The organism is Candidatus Saccharimonadales bacterium (assembly GCA_036397795.1).
Taxonomy (GTDB): domain Bacteria; phylum Patescibacteriota; class Saccharimonadia; order Saccharimonadales; family DASWIF01; genus DASWIF01.
Window position 1 is genome coordinate 1 of sequence record DASWIF010000018.1, and the last position, 14,703, is coordinate 14,703.

Genomic DNA, 14,703 nt, shown 5'->3' on the forward strand with positions numbered 1-14,703 from the left:
TGATATCGACATTATCGAGATCAAAAATGGTCGGAGTCTGCTGCCGTTACATGGCTCCCTGGCCGCCCGCTTAGGCCGCCGCCACGGCTGGAGTCCGGCCGCTAGCAGCGATGCCCACGGGCCGAAGGGTTTGGGCCGAACTTATTCACTGATCCTAGCGCCGCCTACCCGGGCCAACTTAAAGTCCGAACTGCTCGGGGCTAAATTTGTCCGCCGGCTGGGTCTGGGCGGCTTGGGGGAGCCGGCCGCAAATCGGCGTGGTAAGATAAAACCGAATCGATGATTAGCGATATATTATTTACGCTGTGGTTTTTCTTCCCGGCCGGAGTCGCCAACATGGCACCGGTGTTCGCCGCACATTGGAAATTATTACCCCGGCTAGATAAACCGATGGACGGCGGCAAGCTCTGGCGCGGCCAGCGGCTGCTAGGCGATCATAAAACCATCCGGGGATTTATAGTCGGATGGTTGGCGGCGTTAATATTCGTGCTGGTTCAAGCTTACATTTACGACCAGTCAAGTACTGTGCGCGACTGGTATCCGATAGACTTTTCCGATTTCAATCTGGTGCTATGGGCAACACTTTTATCTTTGGGCGCACTCGGCGGCGACCTAGTAAAAAGTTTTTTCAAGCGCCGGCTAAATATCGCACCTGGTAAACCCTGGGTGCCGTTTGATCAGACCGACTACGTAGCCGGTACACTGCTAGCTAGCCTAGCGGTAATAGTGCTGCCACTAAGATACTACCTTATCGCCGCCGTACTAGGGTTGGTCTTGCACCCAATCAGCACATTCCTCGGTTGGATCTTTAAGCTGAAAGATACGCCGATTTAAGCTGCCGGTTCGGCCGGGACTGGGCTGCCCTTATAGTAGCTTCTTACTTCAAACAGCAACCAAAAAGCGATGACGCTTCCAATTAGAGTACTGACCAAGCTACCGGCGCCGCCGCCGTAGTAAGTGTCGACAAAAACGCTGGCCACACCGTAACCTAGGTTGATTGCAGCCGCTAAAAACAGCCAGTTCCAACCTTCGGCTTTTTTGGCCTTGAGCGGCTGGTAGGCCATCAACAAAATAGCGGCCTCAACCACTAAGAACAGTAAAGCCAGCCAGTAAAATAAGCCCAGACTGGGTACGGATGACGGCACGCCCAATGAATTTGACAGACTGTTGATGTAGTCGGCGTAGCGGTTGACACTGTGGCCAAGATTCCACAGGCTGATAGCGGCCAGGCCTTGAACGACACCGGCAATCAACGCCAGCCAGGGGTAAAAACCGGCCAATGACTTGCGAGCGTTAGCTGGCAAATGGGGAAATCCCTTAAATACATCCTGCAGCCAGGCCTCAAACGGCTTTAGCACCTCAAACATGGCGTTCCTTTCGTTATTACTCGTTCCAGCATAAACCTAACCTAGGCCCAGGCTCAATAGTTTTATTTCAGGCACTCCTGGCGGCGAGCCACAACACTACCAAGGCGATAAGTAATACCAAACCTTCAAACACGGCAAACGGATGCCATTTGAGATAGGTATTTCTAAACCAATCCGGGTCGCCGTGTTGGCGGTTGAGTTTATCGATATCCTTATTGGGCCAGCGATAGACAAGCTGCTTTGCTGGCTGGGGTTTGGCGGCAGTATGCACCCGATAAAGAAACGCAAAATGATCGCTGCTAAATGGCGCCAGCCATTGTACCCCCCAGCCGATGCCGATACTATCGTGTAGAAAATGCGTTAGAGCGCCCAACACGAACAACCCGGCTAACAACCAGTCGAAGGCCAGACCGATGATAACCGCCCCCAGTAGCAGAAAATAGGGTTTATGAAAGACTTCTCGGTGACGGTGGTCATTTTTAGTATTGCCGCCTTTATATAAATGATAAATATAGTCGAGGTCCGGAGCCAAATTAGCGGCCGCACCAAACAGGGCAAAAGTACTCAGACTATGCAGATTGCTGAAGTTATCAAATAATACTCCCCACAGAATTCCAGTACCAATATCGAGTAACATTGTTACAATTCTATTTAACTTATGAAAATTATAGCGCATCGCGGCGTTAGGACCAGCGCCACTGAAAACTCGCTGCCGGCCCTGCAAGCAGCCGTGGCAGAGGGCATGGGTGTCGAATGCGACATCCGCTCGACCGGCTCCGGACGCCTGGTTCTATGCCACGACAAGTCGCTTCGGCGGGTGGCCAATCTCAATCTAGCAGTAGCGGACATTACCGATGCTGATTTGGGCCAGATCAGATTGGCCGGCGGCGAACCGCTGGCCCTGGCCGAGACGGTGATTGAACAAATTCTACCCCAGACCTTTGTCAATTTTGAGTTTAAAGACAGTCTTTCGATTAAACCCTTAATCACCAAACTGGCCGGCACGTCGGCCCCTCATGGCTTGTTGTTGTCAACCCGGCGGACCAAAGACATCCGGCTGATTAAAGGCAGTGAATTTACACCCGGTTTGATTGGCCGAGTCGGTTGGTTGACGCTTAACAAGGCGCTGCGGCTGGGGGTAAACGTGATTATTATCCGCGGTTGGTGGTTCAACCGCTTTACGACTACGCTGGCTAAGAGGTTTGGCCTGCGGGTTTACATCTATGGACGTTCGTACCAAGCGGCCAATTATGCCGCTAAGGAGGTTGAGGGGCTAATCGTTGATGTCGTCTCGCCTAAAGATATCGCTCGCTTCGGCGTGAAAAGGGATAACAACCAGCCAGAACAGACCGACTAAGACACCAAAAGACATCGCCACGCCTAAGCGGACGGCCGCTTCGGTTTCGGTCACAACCACGGCACCGGCTAAAACACCAGCAATAGTGAGTAGGGTTATATCTAACATAAAAAAAGCAGCCCTCACAGACTGTATATAGTTATTATACACCTAAACTATTTACTTGTCAATACTAGGTTAGATGTGATAGGTGTGCTCAGCAAAAAAACGTTCGCCGGAGTCACGCTCAACCAGCTTCAAAATATCAATAAATCCCGGGAAGTACTTTTCGGGCTTAGTTTTATCAACTTTATCCCAATAACAATAACCGATGTCGGTGGCCTCTTTTAGGCTGCCGACTGGATTACGACCACGGTGAACATGAAACAAAGTGTGGGTTATAAGTTCGTGATCCTTTAACACCGTTATATAAGCGTCGCCACGATGAGTAAGAGACGTCTTTAAGTAGGTTTTTTCTAGCAGTTCGCGCTCGCTCGATTCTTTTATAGTCTCGCCCAAGTGTATCTTGCCGTATGGAAAACCGCTCAGACCGATAAAGGGCTGGTGCTTGCGCCTATAGAGCAGCCACTCACCCCGCCGATTGCTGCAGGCGATTAGGTTAACGATTTTAGCCTGGGATCGCAGCTTGTAGCTGCTAAGACTGACTTTGTCGGCGTAGGCCTGCCCAGCATTAGACAATGAATATGAGCCGTCGTCATTTTTTACGACCAACTTATCGCGCATCGTTTGTTTGAGGTGATAGATGAACAGATTGCTTTCAATCTCGGGTGGTTTGAGACGAGAGTAACGAGCTTTGTCGGTCAAGGTTAAAGCGTGAAGAATTTTTTGTTGAATGTAGTGCATCAGTTTCATTATAGAAAAATTGACTCAAATTTTTTAGTCAATTCGTCTTGACTCAACAAGTTTATAAGTCAAAACGACCAGTCTAGATTGGAGTTACAAGTCATGCCAGCCTAAGCCTATAAACGGAAGGGATAGTATGGAGCTCGCTACCAAACCAGAAAGAATAACCCGTCAGCCGGCCGCCGAGGTTGCGCTCAGCGGGGTGTGCCGAGTGTTAGTTGGCGGGTTTGACAATGCGGGGAAGTCGACCCTGGCCTGTTCCTTATTTGAAAACCTTAGGCAAAATGACATCGATACGAGTTTGTATGAACTGGATCGCTGGTCTGATACGCACGACGCTATCTTAGGCCGCAAGGATTGGTCACAAAGGTCCAAGCGCGCCGAAGTTAGCCTGACGCAATATTATGACTACGCTCAATATTACCTAAACGATCAATCAACCATTGTCATCGGCGACTTAGAAGGCCGGCAACAAAACCAACACATCCTGCAACTAGCTGGCTGTGCTCAAATCGGCATTTTGGTAACCCGTGGGCGAATTCAAAGTGATGAGACCAGCCAGTTTTTGCAGACCGAAGACGGTTGGCGCGATTTATTCGCTAAGATCGAAGTACCGATTGACTTCCACGTTCGCTCTGTGCGCGAGCACCAGGCAATTCCCATAAACACACTGCCGATATATGGACTGGAGCGTATTTCCGTACCAGACAATCCCGGCATTAAAAAATTAGCAGCTCTATTAATAGAAAGGGCCCAGTGTCTGTAAGAAAATTAGCCTTGATCGATTTAGATGACACTTTAGCTCGCACCCAGGCTGCCATGCTTCGCTACGTCAACTCCAAGTCGGTTAATAAATATTACTTTAACGATTTAACACAGGAGCACCGCTTAGGCCGTCCGACACAGTACGCAAATCTGATTCGAGACTTTTTGGGTCGGCCGGACTTAGTTATGAAAGTCAAACCATTCAAGCAAGCCGCTGCCGCTTTAAAACTGCTACGCACATGCGGTTATGACCTTGAACTGTTGACCGCTCGTAAGCCAAACCTTAGAACTACAACCGGGCTTTGGCTCAACCAGCACGGTCTAGACAAGTATTTTAGCCACGTCCATCAAAGACCAGAAAAAACTGACGGTGATGAATATAAGTTCCAGGTGGCCAAGCAGCGCCGACCGGCTTTTTTGGTAGATGACACACTGAGCGTAGCTGTCAGGCTCCAGCCGCTCAAACACCAATTTTACCTTGTCACTAAACCTTGGAACCACACCCAGGATCTACCACCAAGCGTCACGCGAATTCATAGCATCTTCCAACTAGCTAAGAAATTGGCTAAGACTGCCTAAAAGTGTAACCCTCATTGAGGCCATCGAGCTTAACCATATCAGCCTGAGTTAGCTCAAAGTCAAAAACTTCCAAATTGTCCTTTAGGTGCGCCTCACTCGTCGCCTTAGGCAAGGGCAACAGGCCTTTTTGCCGGCTCCAACGCAGCAATATCTGGGCGGGAGACTTGTTATAGCTTTTAGCAATTTCAGCCAGATTAGCGTCGCCCAGCCTGCCCGTGCGGGTCAGCGGGCTGTAGGCTTGAACTACCACGCCCAGGGCCTGGCAGTCATCGATTAGTTGCTGGTCAAAACCAAACGGCGAGGCCTCGATTTGGTTAACACTCGGCAGTTCACCTAGCTTTTGCAGTTTCTTTAGCTGCTCAATGGTGTAGTTGCTGACGCCGATATGTTTAGCCAGGCCGTCGGCCTTGGCTTTAACCAGCTCCGGCCACATGTCCTCGCCGTCGCCGCCGGCCGGCGGCCAGTGGATCAAACACATGTCAACGTAATCTGTCGCCATCTGGTGGCAGCGGTCTTTAATAGATTGGTAAGTCTGAGGACCTGGGCGGGGAGAGATTTTGGTATTGATAAATATCTCCGCCCGCTTAACCTCGGAGTCATTGATAGCCTGCCCGACTTCGGCTTCGTTGCCGTACATTTCCGCCGTATCGATCAATCGATATCCAGCCTTAATTGCTTGCCCGACGGATTCTACGGCTTGCTGGCCGGTTAATCTTGAGGTCCCCAGGCCGATAGCCGGGATACTGCCCCCGTCGTTTAGTTTTATGGTATCGACACTCATTTAAGATCTATTTTAACAGTTTTTAGCATCAGCTCAGTTGGCCCTTAAGGGGTTTTACTTAGCCGCGATCAGCAGCCTAATTGCCAGCAATATTAAAAATACCGCAAACACCCTTGTGACGGTGGCGTTTGATAGTTGGGTGATATAGCTAGCGCCGATCAAGCTGCCCAGCAGAAAGCCAATGACGATAAAGCCGGCCGCGTTGAGATCGACAAGCCCTTGTTTGTAATAGGTATAGGCGGCCAGAATTCCAATCGGCGGAATTAGCAGCGCCAAAGTCGTGCCCTGAGCCAGTTTCTGGCTAAACCCAAATAACAATACTAGAGCCGGCGCGATTATGACGCCGCCGCCGATACCGACTAGCCCGCTGGCCACCCCAGCTACTAAACCCAGAACAACGAGCATCAACCATGTCATTTAGAAACAATAATATCAGGCTTGTGGCTTTTTGGGGCGATCGGGGCCAGTCAGTTTCGGGTAGATATTTTTCCAACCGACACGGGGTCGGTTGTTTACACAGGCTGCTATTTTAGCGCACTGGGCTACTGTTTTTTGAAGATATTGCTTTTGCCTGGCTGGGGAGGAGGGAGTCGAACCCCCGAATCCCGGGACCAAAACCCGGTGCCTTACCACTTGGCTACTCCCCAACGATTATGAGAGACGGCTTAGCCTTTTCTCTCACCGCCTGTCACTTAAGCCTCGCTTGGCTTAAGCGCATGGTAATTATCAGTTATCGGAGTATATTTTTCAAATCGCATATTGACAAACCGGCCCATTACTTGTGTTGTCTGACGATAGATACGATAATAGTAAAGACATGACAGAATCCGCCCAAGACAAATCGCCAACTGCTGAGCCCTTGCTAACTCTAGAGAGAAGTTGGGTAGAAGCAATCGACGGCTTCGTTCACGACGGCACGGTTTCGGCTAAGTTGGAGGAGCTGGAAAAGCCTAACAGCCCGCCCCAAAGTGCCATCAGGCAATACTTAGGTTGGTTGTCGGTCAGGGTCATCGGGGGGCGCCGCCGGGACCCTCAAAAAGACGACCGTTTGCTGAACCTACTCGACCGAGTCAAACCGCCTCCTATCAAGCGTCCCGAGAAAAAGCCTACTGCCAGTAAAAAGGGCCCCACCCGCATACCGATTACCCTCTCGGAGCTGGATTGGCAAGAGAAGGCCCGGTGCCGCGGGCTAAAAAGCATGTATTTTTTCCCACCGGAGCTTGATGACCGGGGTGGTGAACCCATTCGGGAAAGTAAACCCAAACGGGATAACCGCGAGGCCGCGGCCAAAGCAATCTGCGCTCAGTGCGACCTCAAAGAACGTTGCTTGGAATTTGCGTTAGAAAAAAATGAAGACCACGGCATATGGGGCGGGACTACCGAGAGCGAGAGACGAGAGTTAAGGAGACAACGCGCCAAGGCGGCTGACTAGATCCCTCAACTCCCCAGCCCTAGGGGGATTACCCGTCAGGTAATTTATTGATTACCCGGTTAAAACCTTTACTGACTCAGCTATAATTACAGATAATGGATTCACTCAAAGATTTACTCAAATCAAAAGCTGACAAGCTGGATGTCGATCAAAAGCTCGACGAGCTTGCCCTCTGCCAGCAAGTTTTTAAGCGGTACTATGCTGACCAAGCCAAGGTGACCAAGTTTAACGACTCTAAGTTATTCGTGTTGGTCCGCTCGTCGTCGCTGGCCAGTGAAGTCCGGCTCAATCAGCTGACTTTAATAGAGGAGTTAAACCGATTGTTAAGCACCAAAGTCGAACGATTAATAATCAGGCAGTAGCTGAATATGACCAACCGACAATCGGCAGTGTTAGGCGGCGGTTGCTTTTGGTGTTTGGAGGCCATTTACCAACGTGTCAAAGGTGTTGAGCAAGTGATTTCCGGTTATGCTGGCGGCCAACTGAATAATCCGTCCTATGAGGATCTACACGCCAAAGATACTGGCCACGCCGAGGTTGTCAAAATTGAATTTGATCCGGACGTGATTACTTACGAGAAAATTTTAGAAATATTCTGGCACATCCACGACCCGACCACGCCCAATCGGCAAGGCAACGACGTGGGGCCGGAGTACCGCTCGATTATTCTTTATAACGGCGACTCTCAACATAACTCGGCCGAAAAATCACTTAAGGAAGTCGGCCAGCCGCTGTGGGACGACCCCCTCGTGACCGAGCTAAAACCCCTCGACGTCTTTTACCCAGCCGAGGATTACCATCAGGATTACTTCAATAAGAACCCCCAAAACGCCTACTGCCAGGTGATTATTAACCCCAAGCTAGCCAAGTTTCAGAAAAATTTTGCCCAGTTGCTAAAAAGCTAATCAACCATGAAATCTGCCGCCGAAGCCGATGAGGGTGGCGGTGTAGCTGGTTGTTTGAAAGGCGTAAAAGTCTCGCTGTCTCTAACCTGGCTTGGCCGGTTGAGCGGCTTCGTTACAATTTGACCACCATCGGGGGTTAAACCCGCAAGATCAACACCGATTAACAACGTCCTGCCAACCTCCTTGGCGGCATCGATTACTCCTGCCGGTACCGGGTCGGCCTCAGCTAGAACTTGACCGAGGTTTGCTAACAACTCGTCCTGGTTTGATTCCATTCAACCACCGTACCACAAGCTATCTTGACTCTCAAGGTAATAAATTGTAGTATGGTCCGGCTTTGACGGAAAGGGCAGTCCTTTCCCGAGCGTTCTTTGAGGCGGTGATTAGGTTGGCCAAATGTAGAAACTGCCATCGTGAGATCGGTTGGGGCAGCTGCTCATACTGCCGGCGCGAAGAGGAGAAATGCCCAAAGTGCAAAGGCAAGAGGACCATCGGCTGGTCTACCTGCCGGACCTGTAATGGAAGCGGCAGGAAATGAGCGAAACGATGGACCGGTACTTTAGACCTTTGGTTTATTGTCCCGACTGTGCCAGAGAAGCAGAGCGGCCGATGTGCGGTGCGGCGCCCAGGCCCGGGATAGCGTATCCAGCTCAACTGGCGTTATCCCGGGCCGGCCGTACAGCTCCTCGACCGACCGCAGTAAGCCAAGATCACCCAGACTAAAGACATCGGGCCGAGCTAAGGTGAACATCAAAAACATCTCGGCCGACCAGCGCCCGATGCCTTTGACGCTCACCAAGCGTCCGATCACCGCCTCATCGTCCAATTTATCAATATCGTCTAGTTTTAAACGCCCGGCGGCCACATCGTCGGCCAAACCCAGTACGTAACGAGCTTTGGCGTGGCTCATACCGACAGCCCGAAGTTTGTTGTGGGGGATAGTTATCACGTTTTTGGGCGTCGGTTGCCCGGCCAGGGCCTCGAACCGATTCCAGATGGTATCGGCCGCCTTGGTTGACAGCTGCTGGCTGACGATTGAGCTTAGCAACGACCGGAAATATAAATCAGCCGGCCGCTTGGCGGGCAGTTCAAAACCGGAGTCCTTAGCCAGAGCCGTTACAGCCAATCGGGCCATAATCGGATCAGTCTTGGCAAAGTGTTTAGCCGCTGAGTCTATATCCATATGGCTATAGATTATAAATTAAAAGATGCCGCCCACGCTTCTAAGTTGACGGCATCCAAAAAGAACACCTCACACATAACGTCTCTTAAAAGGTACTCCCGAGCAATCCTCAGGCAAAGATTCGGACCTGCTTGCCCTCGGCGTAGGCAGTGATAATCCGCTGCTGCACTTCAAGGGGTACGCGCAGATTGATCAGCCGCTCGTTACCGCGCCTGGTAATCGAGCAGGTCCTATAGTCGCGCACTAGGCGCTTTTTAAAGGAGGGCCTGGCCTCGCTTATAACAAAGTCAACGAACTTAGTTGGTTTGCTTAGACGAGCCATGCTTCCTCCTTTTAGTTATGTGCCTATCTATCATAATGCCTGTCCTAAATTTTTGTCAAGTCTTTTTGTTGAACATTGTTGAACGTGTTGACAAGCGGATGATGCTGGCCTATATTAGGGGTCGTGAACTCTAATTAATTTAATCCGAAACCGGAGTCCATAAATGCACGTTATCCAATCGAATATCCTCAAATTAGCCCGGCGGGAAGACCTGTCAAAGCTAGGCTACCGTAAACTGGGCGAGAAGATCGGCGTCAGCCATCCGCAACAGGTCAAGCACCATCTGCAAAAACTGATCGATACTGGGCGGTTAGTCCGCACGCCATTTGGCGTTTTGCGCGCCGCCACCCCGTCTAACACATTGGCCCAAATCCTCCAGATTCCAATCCTGGGCCAAGCCAATTGCGGCCAACCGCTGAGCTTGGCCGAAGAATCGGACTGGGGCGCTCTGACTCTCAGCCCCAGCCTGGCGCCGACCAAGGATGTTTCTAAACTATTTGCGGTCAAGGCCGTCGGCGACTCAATGAACCGGGCCAATGTCAGTGGCGCTAACATAGAAGACGGCGACTATATCGTCGTCGATGGCGGTAACACCGCTCCCGGCAGCGGCGCTTACGTCGTATCGAGCGTGGGTGGGTTGGCCAATGTAAAAAAATATGTTCGGGACGAAGCCAACCGGTTGATCAGGCTGGTATCCGAATCCTCGCGGGAATACGCCCCAATTGTCATGGACCCTAACGACGTGAACAGTTATCAGGTCCATGGTACGGTTCTGCGGGTCATTAAAGCCGCTTGATACAAAAATATGAAAGACCAATACCGGCAAGCACTCGAGAAGTTTAAGCAAAAGGATACTAAAGCCCGTTTGATCATGAACCGACTCCATCGCTCGCTCAAATCCGATCATAAGCCATATCTGTTATCGGCCGCCGACATAAGAACCGTCAACGAAGCCAGAGAGGCCTGGTTTGAGTTTTTACGCTTCGGCCGTAAGTGATATCGGCTTGATGGCCGCGGGGGTGTATAATTTAATCCTAAGTTTAAGCGGTAAAAAACGGTGGCCCTAAATAAACCCGACTCGCAACTAGTAAGTTTCTCGCTCAATCTTAAATTGGTGGTAATCGGACTTATCGTGGTAATAGCGACCATGCTGGTTTTGTGGCGGCCTTGGCAAGGCGGGCCAGATAGGACCGTCAGCGTGACCGGTAACACCACTCTCACGGCCGTGCCCGACGAATTCGTCTTTTATCCGACTTTCAGTCTGAAAGGCCAAGATGAAGCCCAACTTAAAGAAGACTTAAACGAAACTGTGACCGAAGTCATCGCCACGCTCAAGGCCCTCGGCGTAGAGGAAAGTAAGATTAAATTGACTGCGTATAGCAGCGGGGAACAATATTTGGTAGCAATCGATAGGACCGGTTCGAGAACAAACACGAGCGTGACGGCCAGCTTAACGATTATCCTCGACTCACAGGAGTTGGCCCAACAGGTACAAGATTATCTGCAAATATCCAAAGCCGAGGGCCAGTTGACGCCTTTCGCCCAATTTTCCGAAGCCAAACGTCAAGAGCTGGAAAGCCAAGCCCGAGCGGGAGCCATCGAGGATGCCCGTGCCAAGGCTAACCAATCGGCCGAATTGCTCGGTTTACGGTTGGGGCGGGCTATCACCGTCAGCGACTTAAGCGGCTTCGATTTTTATCCATTAGCCGAAGGCCGCGGGGCCCAGACAACCGAAGACAGCGTCACGAGTGATAGCTCGTCCTTGCCGGTCTTGCCGGGCGAGAATGAGTTTAACTTGAGTATTAGCGTCGTTTTTTCGCTTAAATAGACTTTATAGTCTAACGTCACGGGTAAAACCATCAAAATCAGGAATCTGGGCTTCAAATAGTTCAACCAGTTCGTCGGCATCACCGGCCAGGCTGCCGAGTCGGTCGCTGCATGAGGCAGCCCACAATCTAAAAATCGGCTCGCCATCATTTAACAATTCCGTAACCGTCCGGTTGCCGCCGGGGCAGATGCCGCGCTCGTCGTCGCCCAAATCATTGCCTTTGGACTCGTCAAAGCCAAATTGATTAATTGCGCGCAAAAAAACGGCGTAGGCCGCCCGGTCGTTGGCCAAACTTCGCCTGTCGATGACCCGGCCGTTGTAACCGCTGATGATCTCGACCGTCCGGCGGTTGGGACTAATGCTAATTTTGATTTCCCGATAATCTTCTCGGGCGATGATTTCGCCTTGCTGGGTCAATACCACCCGGCTGTCGGCGGCGGCGTAATCAGGCAGGTCGAGCAGATCGGCCGTTTGGGTGATGGAGGACGAATTGTCGGAGCGACGGAACAGATTAGCTAGTTGGACCACGCCAAACACTAGCAGAACTACCGCCAACATAATAATCGCTACTCGTCGGAGCTGATAAGATTGCATATTGGTTAATATTATACAACTATGCGCAAGATTTGTAAATAACCACTAGCTTTAAAAGGTCTGAAAAACCAGTATGATAGCTAAGTATGAAACGGTTTTTGCTGGCGTTTGGCTTGTTAGTCGTGGGTAGCACCCAACTGTTCGCCCAGGACGTTAATAACTTCACCATTGAGTCCTTTAGCGCAGATTATCGACTCAGCCGAGACCAGGACGGAATCGCCGCGATGCTAGTCAAAGAAACGATAGTGGCTGAATTTCCTGCCAGTGATCAAAACCACGGCATCTTGCGCGCCATCCCGCAAAACTATGAGGGCCACAGCCTGGGACTGGCGATCATATCTGTAACCGACGAGAAACAGCGTGAATATACTTTTACGACTTACGACTCTGCCGACCATACGGTGCTCAGAATCGGCGATCCGGGAACTTTTGTCCACGGCCGGACTACCTATAATGTCGCCTATAGCCTCAGAAACGTGATAACTTTTTATGACGATCACGATGAGTTTTTTTGGGATATTAACGGCGATCAGTGGCCACAGCCGTTCGGCCTGGTAGCGGCGACTGTCCACATCCCGAATGAGCTTTTGCCGAACTTACAGGATCGACAGCGCTGCTTTAGCGGCAGCTTTGGCTCAACCGCCAGCGATTGCACTATAGAGAGAACCATCACGGCCGACGGCGCCGACATCACCTTTACCGCCCGTCAATTGGCGCCAACTGAGAACCTATCACTAGTACTCGGCTTTAACCCCGGCACCTTCAAAGAAGACCCCTGGCCGGCCCGCCGCCATCAATTCTTCATTCTCAGCGGCCTGCTGCCGCCGGTCCTGACCTTGGGCTACATGCTCCGGCGCTGGAGGCGGTACGGCCGTGATCCGGCCGGGCGCGGCGTAATTATTCCCGAGTACGTGGCGCCGCAAGACTTAAACGCATTAAGCGCCGATGTTATTTTAAATGAGCGGCTCCGCACCGAAGCTATTAGCGCCAGCCTGATTGAACTGGCAGTAGACGGTTACTTAAGAATCCATGAGACCCAGAAAAAACAACTAATTGGCAGCAAACCCGAGTATTCGCTGGAGCTTATCAAAGACGCTAGTAATTTACCGGCGTCACAACAGGCGGTGGTTAACGGCCTGTTTAAATCGCCATCGGCGGTGGGTGAGCTGGTCAACTTGAGCGGCTCGGCCAACAAGCTGTACAAAACGGCCGCCAGGCTGCAACAGGATGTACCCAAAGGGCTCTGGCAACGGCACTATTTTAACTCCGATCCCAATAAAATCCGTCAGCGCTGGTATTTACGCGGCGGGCTAGTATTGATCGTAGGTGGCGGGCTGATGTTTTTCTATCTCAGCCGTTATTTGGGCGCCGGGCTACTGGGCAGCGGCCTAATAATCCTCTTATTCGCTCCAGTTATGCCAGCCCGGTCAAAAAAAGGAGTGGCCGCCCGAGAAGCACTGCTTGGCCTAAAGCAATACATCGGTCTAGCCGAAGTCGAACGGCTCAAATATCTGCAAAGCCCGAAGGGTGTCAAACAATATGGCGACCCGGCTGAGCCGGCGACACAACTCAATTTGTTCGAGAAACTGCTACCATACGCCATGCTTTTCGGCCTGGAAAAGGATTGGGCCAAACAGTTTGAGCAGCTGTACAGCCAGCCGCCAGCCTGGTTCGATTCTTATCACGGGACGTTCACGCCGGTCGTGCTAGCCGATTCTGTCGGCTCGTTGCGGGCCGCCAGCAACACGGCCTTTGCTCCGTCCAGTAGTTCTGGCTCCAGCGGTTTTAGTGGCGGCGGCGGTTTTAGTGGTGGTGGTGGTGGCGGTGGCGGCGGTGGTGGCTGGTAGCCTCTTACCTCGCGTCTGACCTCATCGGCAAAATCGCTAAGAGAAGTCGGTTAATCCCGCTAACACCTCTGTTATACTTGGTTTATGGCAAAACAAAGCGGGAGCAAAGACCAGCCTAATAAACAGCAGCGGTTGGCCATTGAGCACGGCAACGGACCGATGCTAGTCGTCGCTGGTGCTGGCACCGGCAAAACCAAGGTTATCGTTGAACGCATTTTGCGACTTATCGCCGACGGAGTTGATGGCCGGACCATCTTGGCTCTGACTTTTACTGAAAAGGCCGCTCAGGAGATGCTGGATCGCGTGGTGCAAGACTTGAGCGGTTCCTATGGGCTTGATTTGCCGATTACGACGTTTAACGCTTTCGGCGAAATGATTTTAAAAGAGTTCGCGCCGGAAATCGGTCTGGGCTCCAATTTGCGACTTTTGGGCGACGTCGGCAAAATAGTCTTTTTAAAGGAACACCTTGACGAACTGGATCTTGATTACTTCGCGCCGATCTCTAAACCGGACGGCCAGCTTGGCAACCTTGGCGACTACTTTTCTCGGCTCAAGCAACAGCTGGTTTGGCCCCAACAGTACAGCCGATTTGCCAACGCGCTGCCTAAAACTACGCCGGCCGATAAACTGGAGCAAATCAAACACCAAGAACTGGCCAAAGCCTACAAGACCTATATCGAACTTTGCCGACAACTTAATTTTATCGATTATGACGATCAGCTGTTTATGCTGGTCGAGCTACTTAAACGTCGCCCTAATGTACTGGCCAAACTGCGTCAGCGCTACAAATATGTTTTGGTCGATGAATTCCAAGATACCAACCCCATGCAATCGGCTGTGATTGATTTGCTCGTCGAGGTAGGCCACAACCTGATGGCCGTCGGTGACGATGACCAAAGC

The 14,703-nt window shown here is 51.3% G+C and carries 22 protein-coding genes and 1 tRNA gene; 13 read left to right on the plus strand and 10 right to left on the minus strand.

Annotation, left to right across the window (positions count from 1 at the left end; translation table 11 throughout):
- Both VGA08_01300 and VGA08_01305 read left to right on the plus strand, forming a co-directional pair.
- The coding region (locus VGA08_01300) for a hypothetical protein (protein HEX9679230.1) at nucleotides 1-283 on the plus strand (283 nt) is incomplete at its 5' end.
- Nucleotides 280-834: a CDP-archaeol synthase gene (locus VGA08_01305; protein ID HEX9679231.1), complete on the plus strand. Its 555-nt coding sequence runs from the start codon at nucleotides 280-282 to the stop codon at nucleotides 832-834. The genes VGA08_01300 and VGA08_01305, both read left to right, overlap by 4 nt.
- Here the strand turns inward: VGA08_01305 and VGA08_01310 are convergent.
- Nucleotides 831-1,367, minus strand: coding sequence for a hypothetical protein (locus VGA08_01310; GenBank protein ID HEX9679232.1), 537 nt, complete (start codon nucleotides 1,365-1,367; stop codon nucleotides 831-833). The two genes, VGA08_01305 and VGA08_01310, sit on opposite strands and share 4 nt — an antisense overlap.
- Before the next feature lie 67 nt (nucleotides 1,368-1,434).
- Nucleotides 1,435-2,004 (minus strand): metal-dependent hydrolase, encoded by a 570-nt coding sequence (locus VGA08_01315; GenBank protein HEX9679233.1) that lies wholly within the window; start codon nucleotides 2,002-2,004, stop codon nucleotides 1,435-1,437.
- A 21-nt stretch (nucleotides 2,005-2,025) separates the two neighbouring features.
- Between VGA08_01315 and VGA08_01320 the strand changes: the two genes are divergently transcribed.
- A complete protein-coding gene (locus VGA08_01320; protein ID HEX9679234.1) occupies nucleotides 2,026-2,724 on the plus strand; it encodes a glycerophosphodiester phosphodiesterase family protein in 699 nt (232 codons plus the stop codon).
- Between the two features lie 177 nt (nucleotides 2,725-2,901).
- On the opposite strand, the gene VGA08_01325 is transcribed toward VGA08_01320, so the two are convergent.
- Nucleotides 2,902-3,567, minus strand: coding sequence for an NUDIX domain-containing protein (locus VGA08_01325; GenBank protein ID HEX9679235.1), 666 nt, complete (start codon nucleotides 3,565-3,567; stop codon nucleotides 2,902-2,904).
- Between the two features lie 136 nt (nucleotides 3,568-3,703).
- On the opposite strand from VGA08_01325, the gene VGA08_01330 reads away from it, so the two are divergent.
- Together VGA08_01330 and VGA08_01335 are read left to right on the plus strand one after the other, a co-directional pair.
- The gene (locus VGA08_01330; GenBank protein HEX9679236.1) at nucleotides 3,704-4,333 is read left to right on the plus strand and encodes a hypothetical protein; all 630 of its coding nucleotides are present in this window, start codon (nucleotides 3,704-3,706) and stop codon (nucleotides 4,331-4,333) included.
- Nucleotides 4,324-4,911 (plus strand): hypothetical protein, encoded by a 588-nt coding sequence (locus tag VGA08_01335; GenBank protein HEX9679237.1) that lies wholly within the window; start codon nucleotides 4,324-4,326, stop codon nucleotides 4,909-4,911. Before VGA08_01330 ends, VGA08_01335 begins: the two co-directional genes overlap by 10 nt.
- Here the strand turns inward: VGA08_01335 and VGA08_01340 are convergent.
- The 3 genes from VGA08_01340 to VGA08_01350 form a co-directional block, all read right to left on the minus strand.
- Nucleotides 4,898-5,692, minus strand: a complete 795-nt coding sequence (locus VGA08_01340; GenBank protein ID HEX9679238.1) for an aldo/keto reductase — start codon at nucleotides 5,690-5,692, stop codon at nucleotides 4,898-4,900. The genes VGA08_01335 and VGA08_01340 overlap by 14 nt on opposite strands.
- Nucleotides 5,693-5,746: 54 nt before the next feature.
- On the minus strand, nucleotides 5,747-6,109 hold the full coding sequence (locus VGA08_01345) for a TSUP family transporter (GenBank protein HEX9679239.1): 363 nt from the start codon (nucleotides 6,107-6,109) through the stop codon (nucleotides 5,747-5,749).
- Nucleotides 6,110-6,264: 155 nt separating this feature from the next.
- Nucleotides 6,265-6,339, minus strand: a tRNA-Gln gene (locus tag VGA08_01350).
- A gap of 170 nt (nucleotides 6,340-6,509) precedes the next feature.
- Between VGA08_01350 and VGA08_01355 the strand changes: the two genes are divergently transcribed.
- The 3 genes from VGA08_01355 to msrA all read left to right on the plus strand — a co-directional run bounded on the left by VGA08_01355 (nucleotide 6,510) and on the right by msrA (nucleotide 8,029).
- Nucleotides 6,510-7,124, plus strand: a complete 615-nt coding sequence (locus tag VGA08_01355; GenBank protein ID HEX9679240.1) for a WhiB family transcriptional regulator — start codon at nucleotides 6,510-6,512, stop codon at nucleotides 7,122-7,124.
- Nucleotides 7,125-7,219: 95 nt separating this feature from the next.
- Complete coding sequence (locus tag VGA08_01360) at nucleotides 7,220-7,486, plus strand: DciA family protein (GenBank protein HEX9679241.1); 267 nt, start codon at nucleotides 7,220-7,222, stop codon at nucleotides 7,484-7,486.
- 6 nt (nucleotides 7,487-7,492) lie between these two features.
- Complete coding sequence (msrA, locus tag VGA08_01365) at nucleotides 7,493-8,029, plus strand: peptide-methionine (S)-S-oxide reductase MsrA (GenBank protein ID HEX9679242.1); 537 nt, start codon at nucleotides 7,493-7,495, stop codon at nucleotides 8,027-8,029.
- Here msrA and VGA08_01370 read toward each other — a convergent pair.
- From VGA08_01370 to VGA08_01380, 3 genes are all read right to left on the minus strand, one after another.
- Nucleotides 8,026-8,304 (minus strand): hypothetical protein, encoded by a 279-nt coding sequence (locus VGA08_01370; protein ID HEX9679243.1) that lies wholly within the window; start codon nucleotides 8,302-8,304, stop codon nucleotides 8,026-8,028. The genes msrA and VGA08_01370 overlap by 4 nt on opposite strands.
- Before the next feature lie 284 nt (nucleotides 8,305-8,588).
- Entirely contained in the window at nucleotides 8,589-9,212 is a 624-nt protein-coding gene (locus VGA08_01375; GenBank protein ID HEX9679244.1) for a DNA-3-methyladenine glycosylase 2 family protein, read from the minus strand.
- Between the two features lie 109 nt (nucleotides 9,213-9,321).
- Nucleotides 9,322-9,534 carry a hypothetical protein gene (locus tag VGA08_01380; GenBank protein HEX9679245.1) on the minus strand — a complete coding sequence of 71 codons (213 nt, stop codon included), beginning with the start codon at nucleotides 9,532-9,534 and terminating at the stop codon, nucleotides 9,322-9,324.
- A 163-nt stretch (nucleotides 9,535-9,697) separates the two neighbouring features.
- On the opposite strand from VGA08_01380, the gene VGA08_01385 reads away from it, so the two are divergent.
- The 3 genes from VGA08_01385 to VGA08_01395 are packed head-to-tail and all read left to right on the plus strand — an operon-like array spanning nucleotide 9,698 to nucleotide 11,362.
- Nucleotides 9,698-10,330, plus strand: coding sequence for a S24 family peptidase (locus VGA08_01385; GenBank protein HEX9679246.1), 633 nt, complete (start codon nucleotides 9,698-9,700; stop codon nucleotides 10,328-10,330).
- Between the two features lie 9 nt (nucleotides 10,331-10,339).
- Nucleotides 10,340-10,531 (plus strand): hypothetical protein, encoded by a 192-nt coding sequence (locus VGA08_01390; protein ID HEX9679247.1) that lies wholly within the window; start codon nucleotides 10,340-10,342, stop codon nucleotides 10,529-10,531.
- 60 nt (nucleotides 10,532-10,591) lie between these two features.
- Nucleotides 10,592-11,362 (plus strand): SIMPL domain-containing protein, encoded by a 771-nt coding sequence (locus tag VGA08_01395; GenBank protein HEX9679248.1) that lies wholly within the window; start codon nucleotides 10,592-10,594, stop codon nucleotides 11,360-11,362.
- Nucleotides 11,363-11,365: 3 nt separating this feature from the next.
- Here the strand turns inward: VGA08_01395 and VGA08_01400 are convergent, their stop codons facing one another.
- Complete coding sequence (locus VGA08_01400; protein HEX9679249.1) at nucleotides 11,366-11,956, minus strand: hypothetical protein; 591 nt, start codon at nucleotides 11,954-11,956, stop codon at nucleotides 11,366-11,368.
- 86 nt (nucleotides 11,957-12,042) lie between these two features.
- On the opposite strand from VGA08_01400, the gene VGA08_01405 reads away from it, so the two are divergent.
- Nucleotides 12,043-13,803, plus strand: coding sequence for a DUF2207 domain-containing protein (locus tag VGA08_01405; GenBank protein HEX9679250.1), 1,761 nt, complete (start codon nucleotides 12,043-12,045; stop codon nucleotides 13,801-13,803).
- A gap of 84 nt (nucleotides 13,804-13,887) precedes the next feature.
- The coding region (locus tag VGA08_01410) for a UvrD-helicase domain-containing protein (protein HEX9679251.1) at nucleotides 13,888-14,703 on the plus strand (816 nt) is incomplete at its 3' end.

What these genes read in the sequence shown, in the direction of transcription:
- VGA08_01305 (HEX9679231.1), top strand. Translation starts at nt 280, where the DNA reads ATGATTAGCGATATATTATTTACGCTGTGGTTTTTCTTCCCGGCCGGA.
- VGA08_01310 (HEX9679232.1), bottom strand. Translation starts at nt 1,367, where the DNA reads ATGTTTGAGGTGCTAAAGCCGTTTGAGGCCTGGCTGCAGGATGTATTT.
- VGA08_01315 (HEX9679233.1), bottom strand. Translation starts at nt 2,004, where the DNA reads ATGTTACTCGATATTGGTACTGGAATTCTGTGGGGAGTATTATTTGAT.
- VGA08_01320 (HEX9679234.1), top strand. Translation starts at nt 2,026, where the DNA reads ATGAAAATTATAGCGCATCGCGGCGTTAGGACCAGCGCCACTGAAAAC.
- VGA08_01325 (HEX9679235.1), bottom strand. Translation starts at nt 3,567, where the DNA reads ATGCACTACATTCAACAAAAAATTCTTCACGCTTTAACCTTGACCGAC.
- VGA08_01330 (HEX9679236.1), top strand. Translation starts at nt 3,704, where the DNA reads ATGGAGCTCGCTACCAAACCAGAAAGAATAACCCGTCAGCCGGCCGCC.
- VGA08_01340 (HEX9679238.1), bottom strand. Translation starts at nt 5,692, where the DNA reads ATGAGTGTCGATACCATAAAACTAAACGACGGGGGCAGTATCCCGGCT.
- VGA08_01345 (HEX9679239.1), bottom strand. Translation starts at nt 6,109, where the DNA reads ATGACATGGTTGATGCTCGTTGTTCTGGGTTTAGTAGCTGGGGTGGCC.
- VGA08_01355 (HEX9679240.1), top strand. Translation starts at nt 6,510, where the DNA reads ATGACAGAATCCGCCCAAGACAAATCGCCAACTGCTGAGCCCTTGCTA.
- VGA08_01360 (HEX9679241.1), top strand. Translation starts at nt 7,220, where the DNA reads ATGGATTCACTCAAAGATTTACTCAAATCAAAAGCTGACAAGCTGGAT.
- msrA (HEX9679242.1), top strand. Translation starts at nt 7,493, where the DNA reads ATGACCAACCGACAATCGGCAGTGTTAGGCGGCGGTTGCTTTTGGTGT.
- VGA08_01370 (HEX9679243.1), bottom strand. Translation starts at nt 8,304, where the DNA reads ATGGAATCAAACCAGGACGAGTTGTTAGCAAACCTCGGTCAAGTTCTA.
- VGA08_01375 (HEX9679244.1), bottom strand. Translation starts at nt 9,212, where the DNA reads ATGGATATAGACTCAGCGGCTAAACACTTTGCCAAGACTGATCCGATT.
- VGA08_01380 (HEX9679245.1), bottom strand. Translation starts at nt 9,534, where the DNA reads ATGGCTCGTCTAAGCAAACCAACTAAGTTCGTTGACTTTGTTATAAGC.
- VGA08_01385 (HEX9679246.1), top strand. Translation starts at nt 9,698, where the DNA reads ATGCACGTTATCCAATCGAATATCCTCAAATTAGCCCGGCGGGAAGAC.
- VGA08_01390 (HEX9679247.1), top strand. Translation starts at nt 10,340, where the DNA reads ATGAAAGACCAATACCGGCAAGCACTCGAGAAGTTTAAGCAAAAGGAT.
- VGA08_01400 (HEX9679249.1), bottom strand. Translation starts at nt 11,956, where the DNA reads ATGCAATCTTATCAGCTCCGACGAGTAGCGATTATTATGTTGGCGGTA.
- VGA08_01405 (HEX9679250.1), top strand. Translation starts at nt 12,043, where the DNA reads ATGAAACGGTTTTTGCTGGCGTTTGGCTTGTTAGTCGTGGGTAGCACC.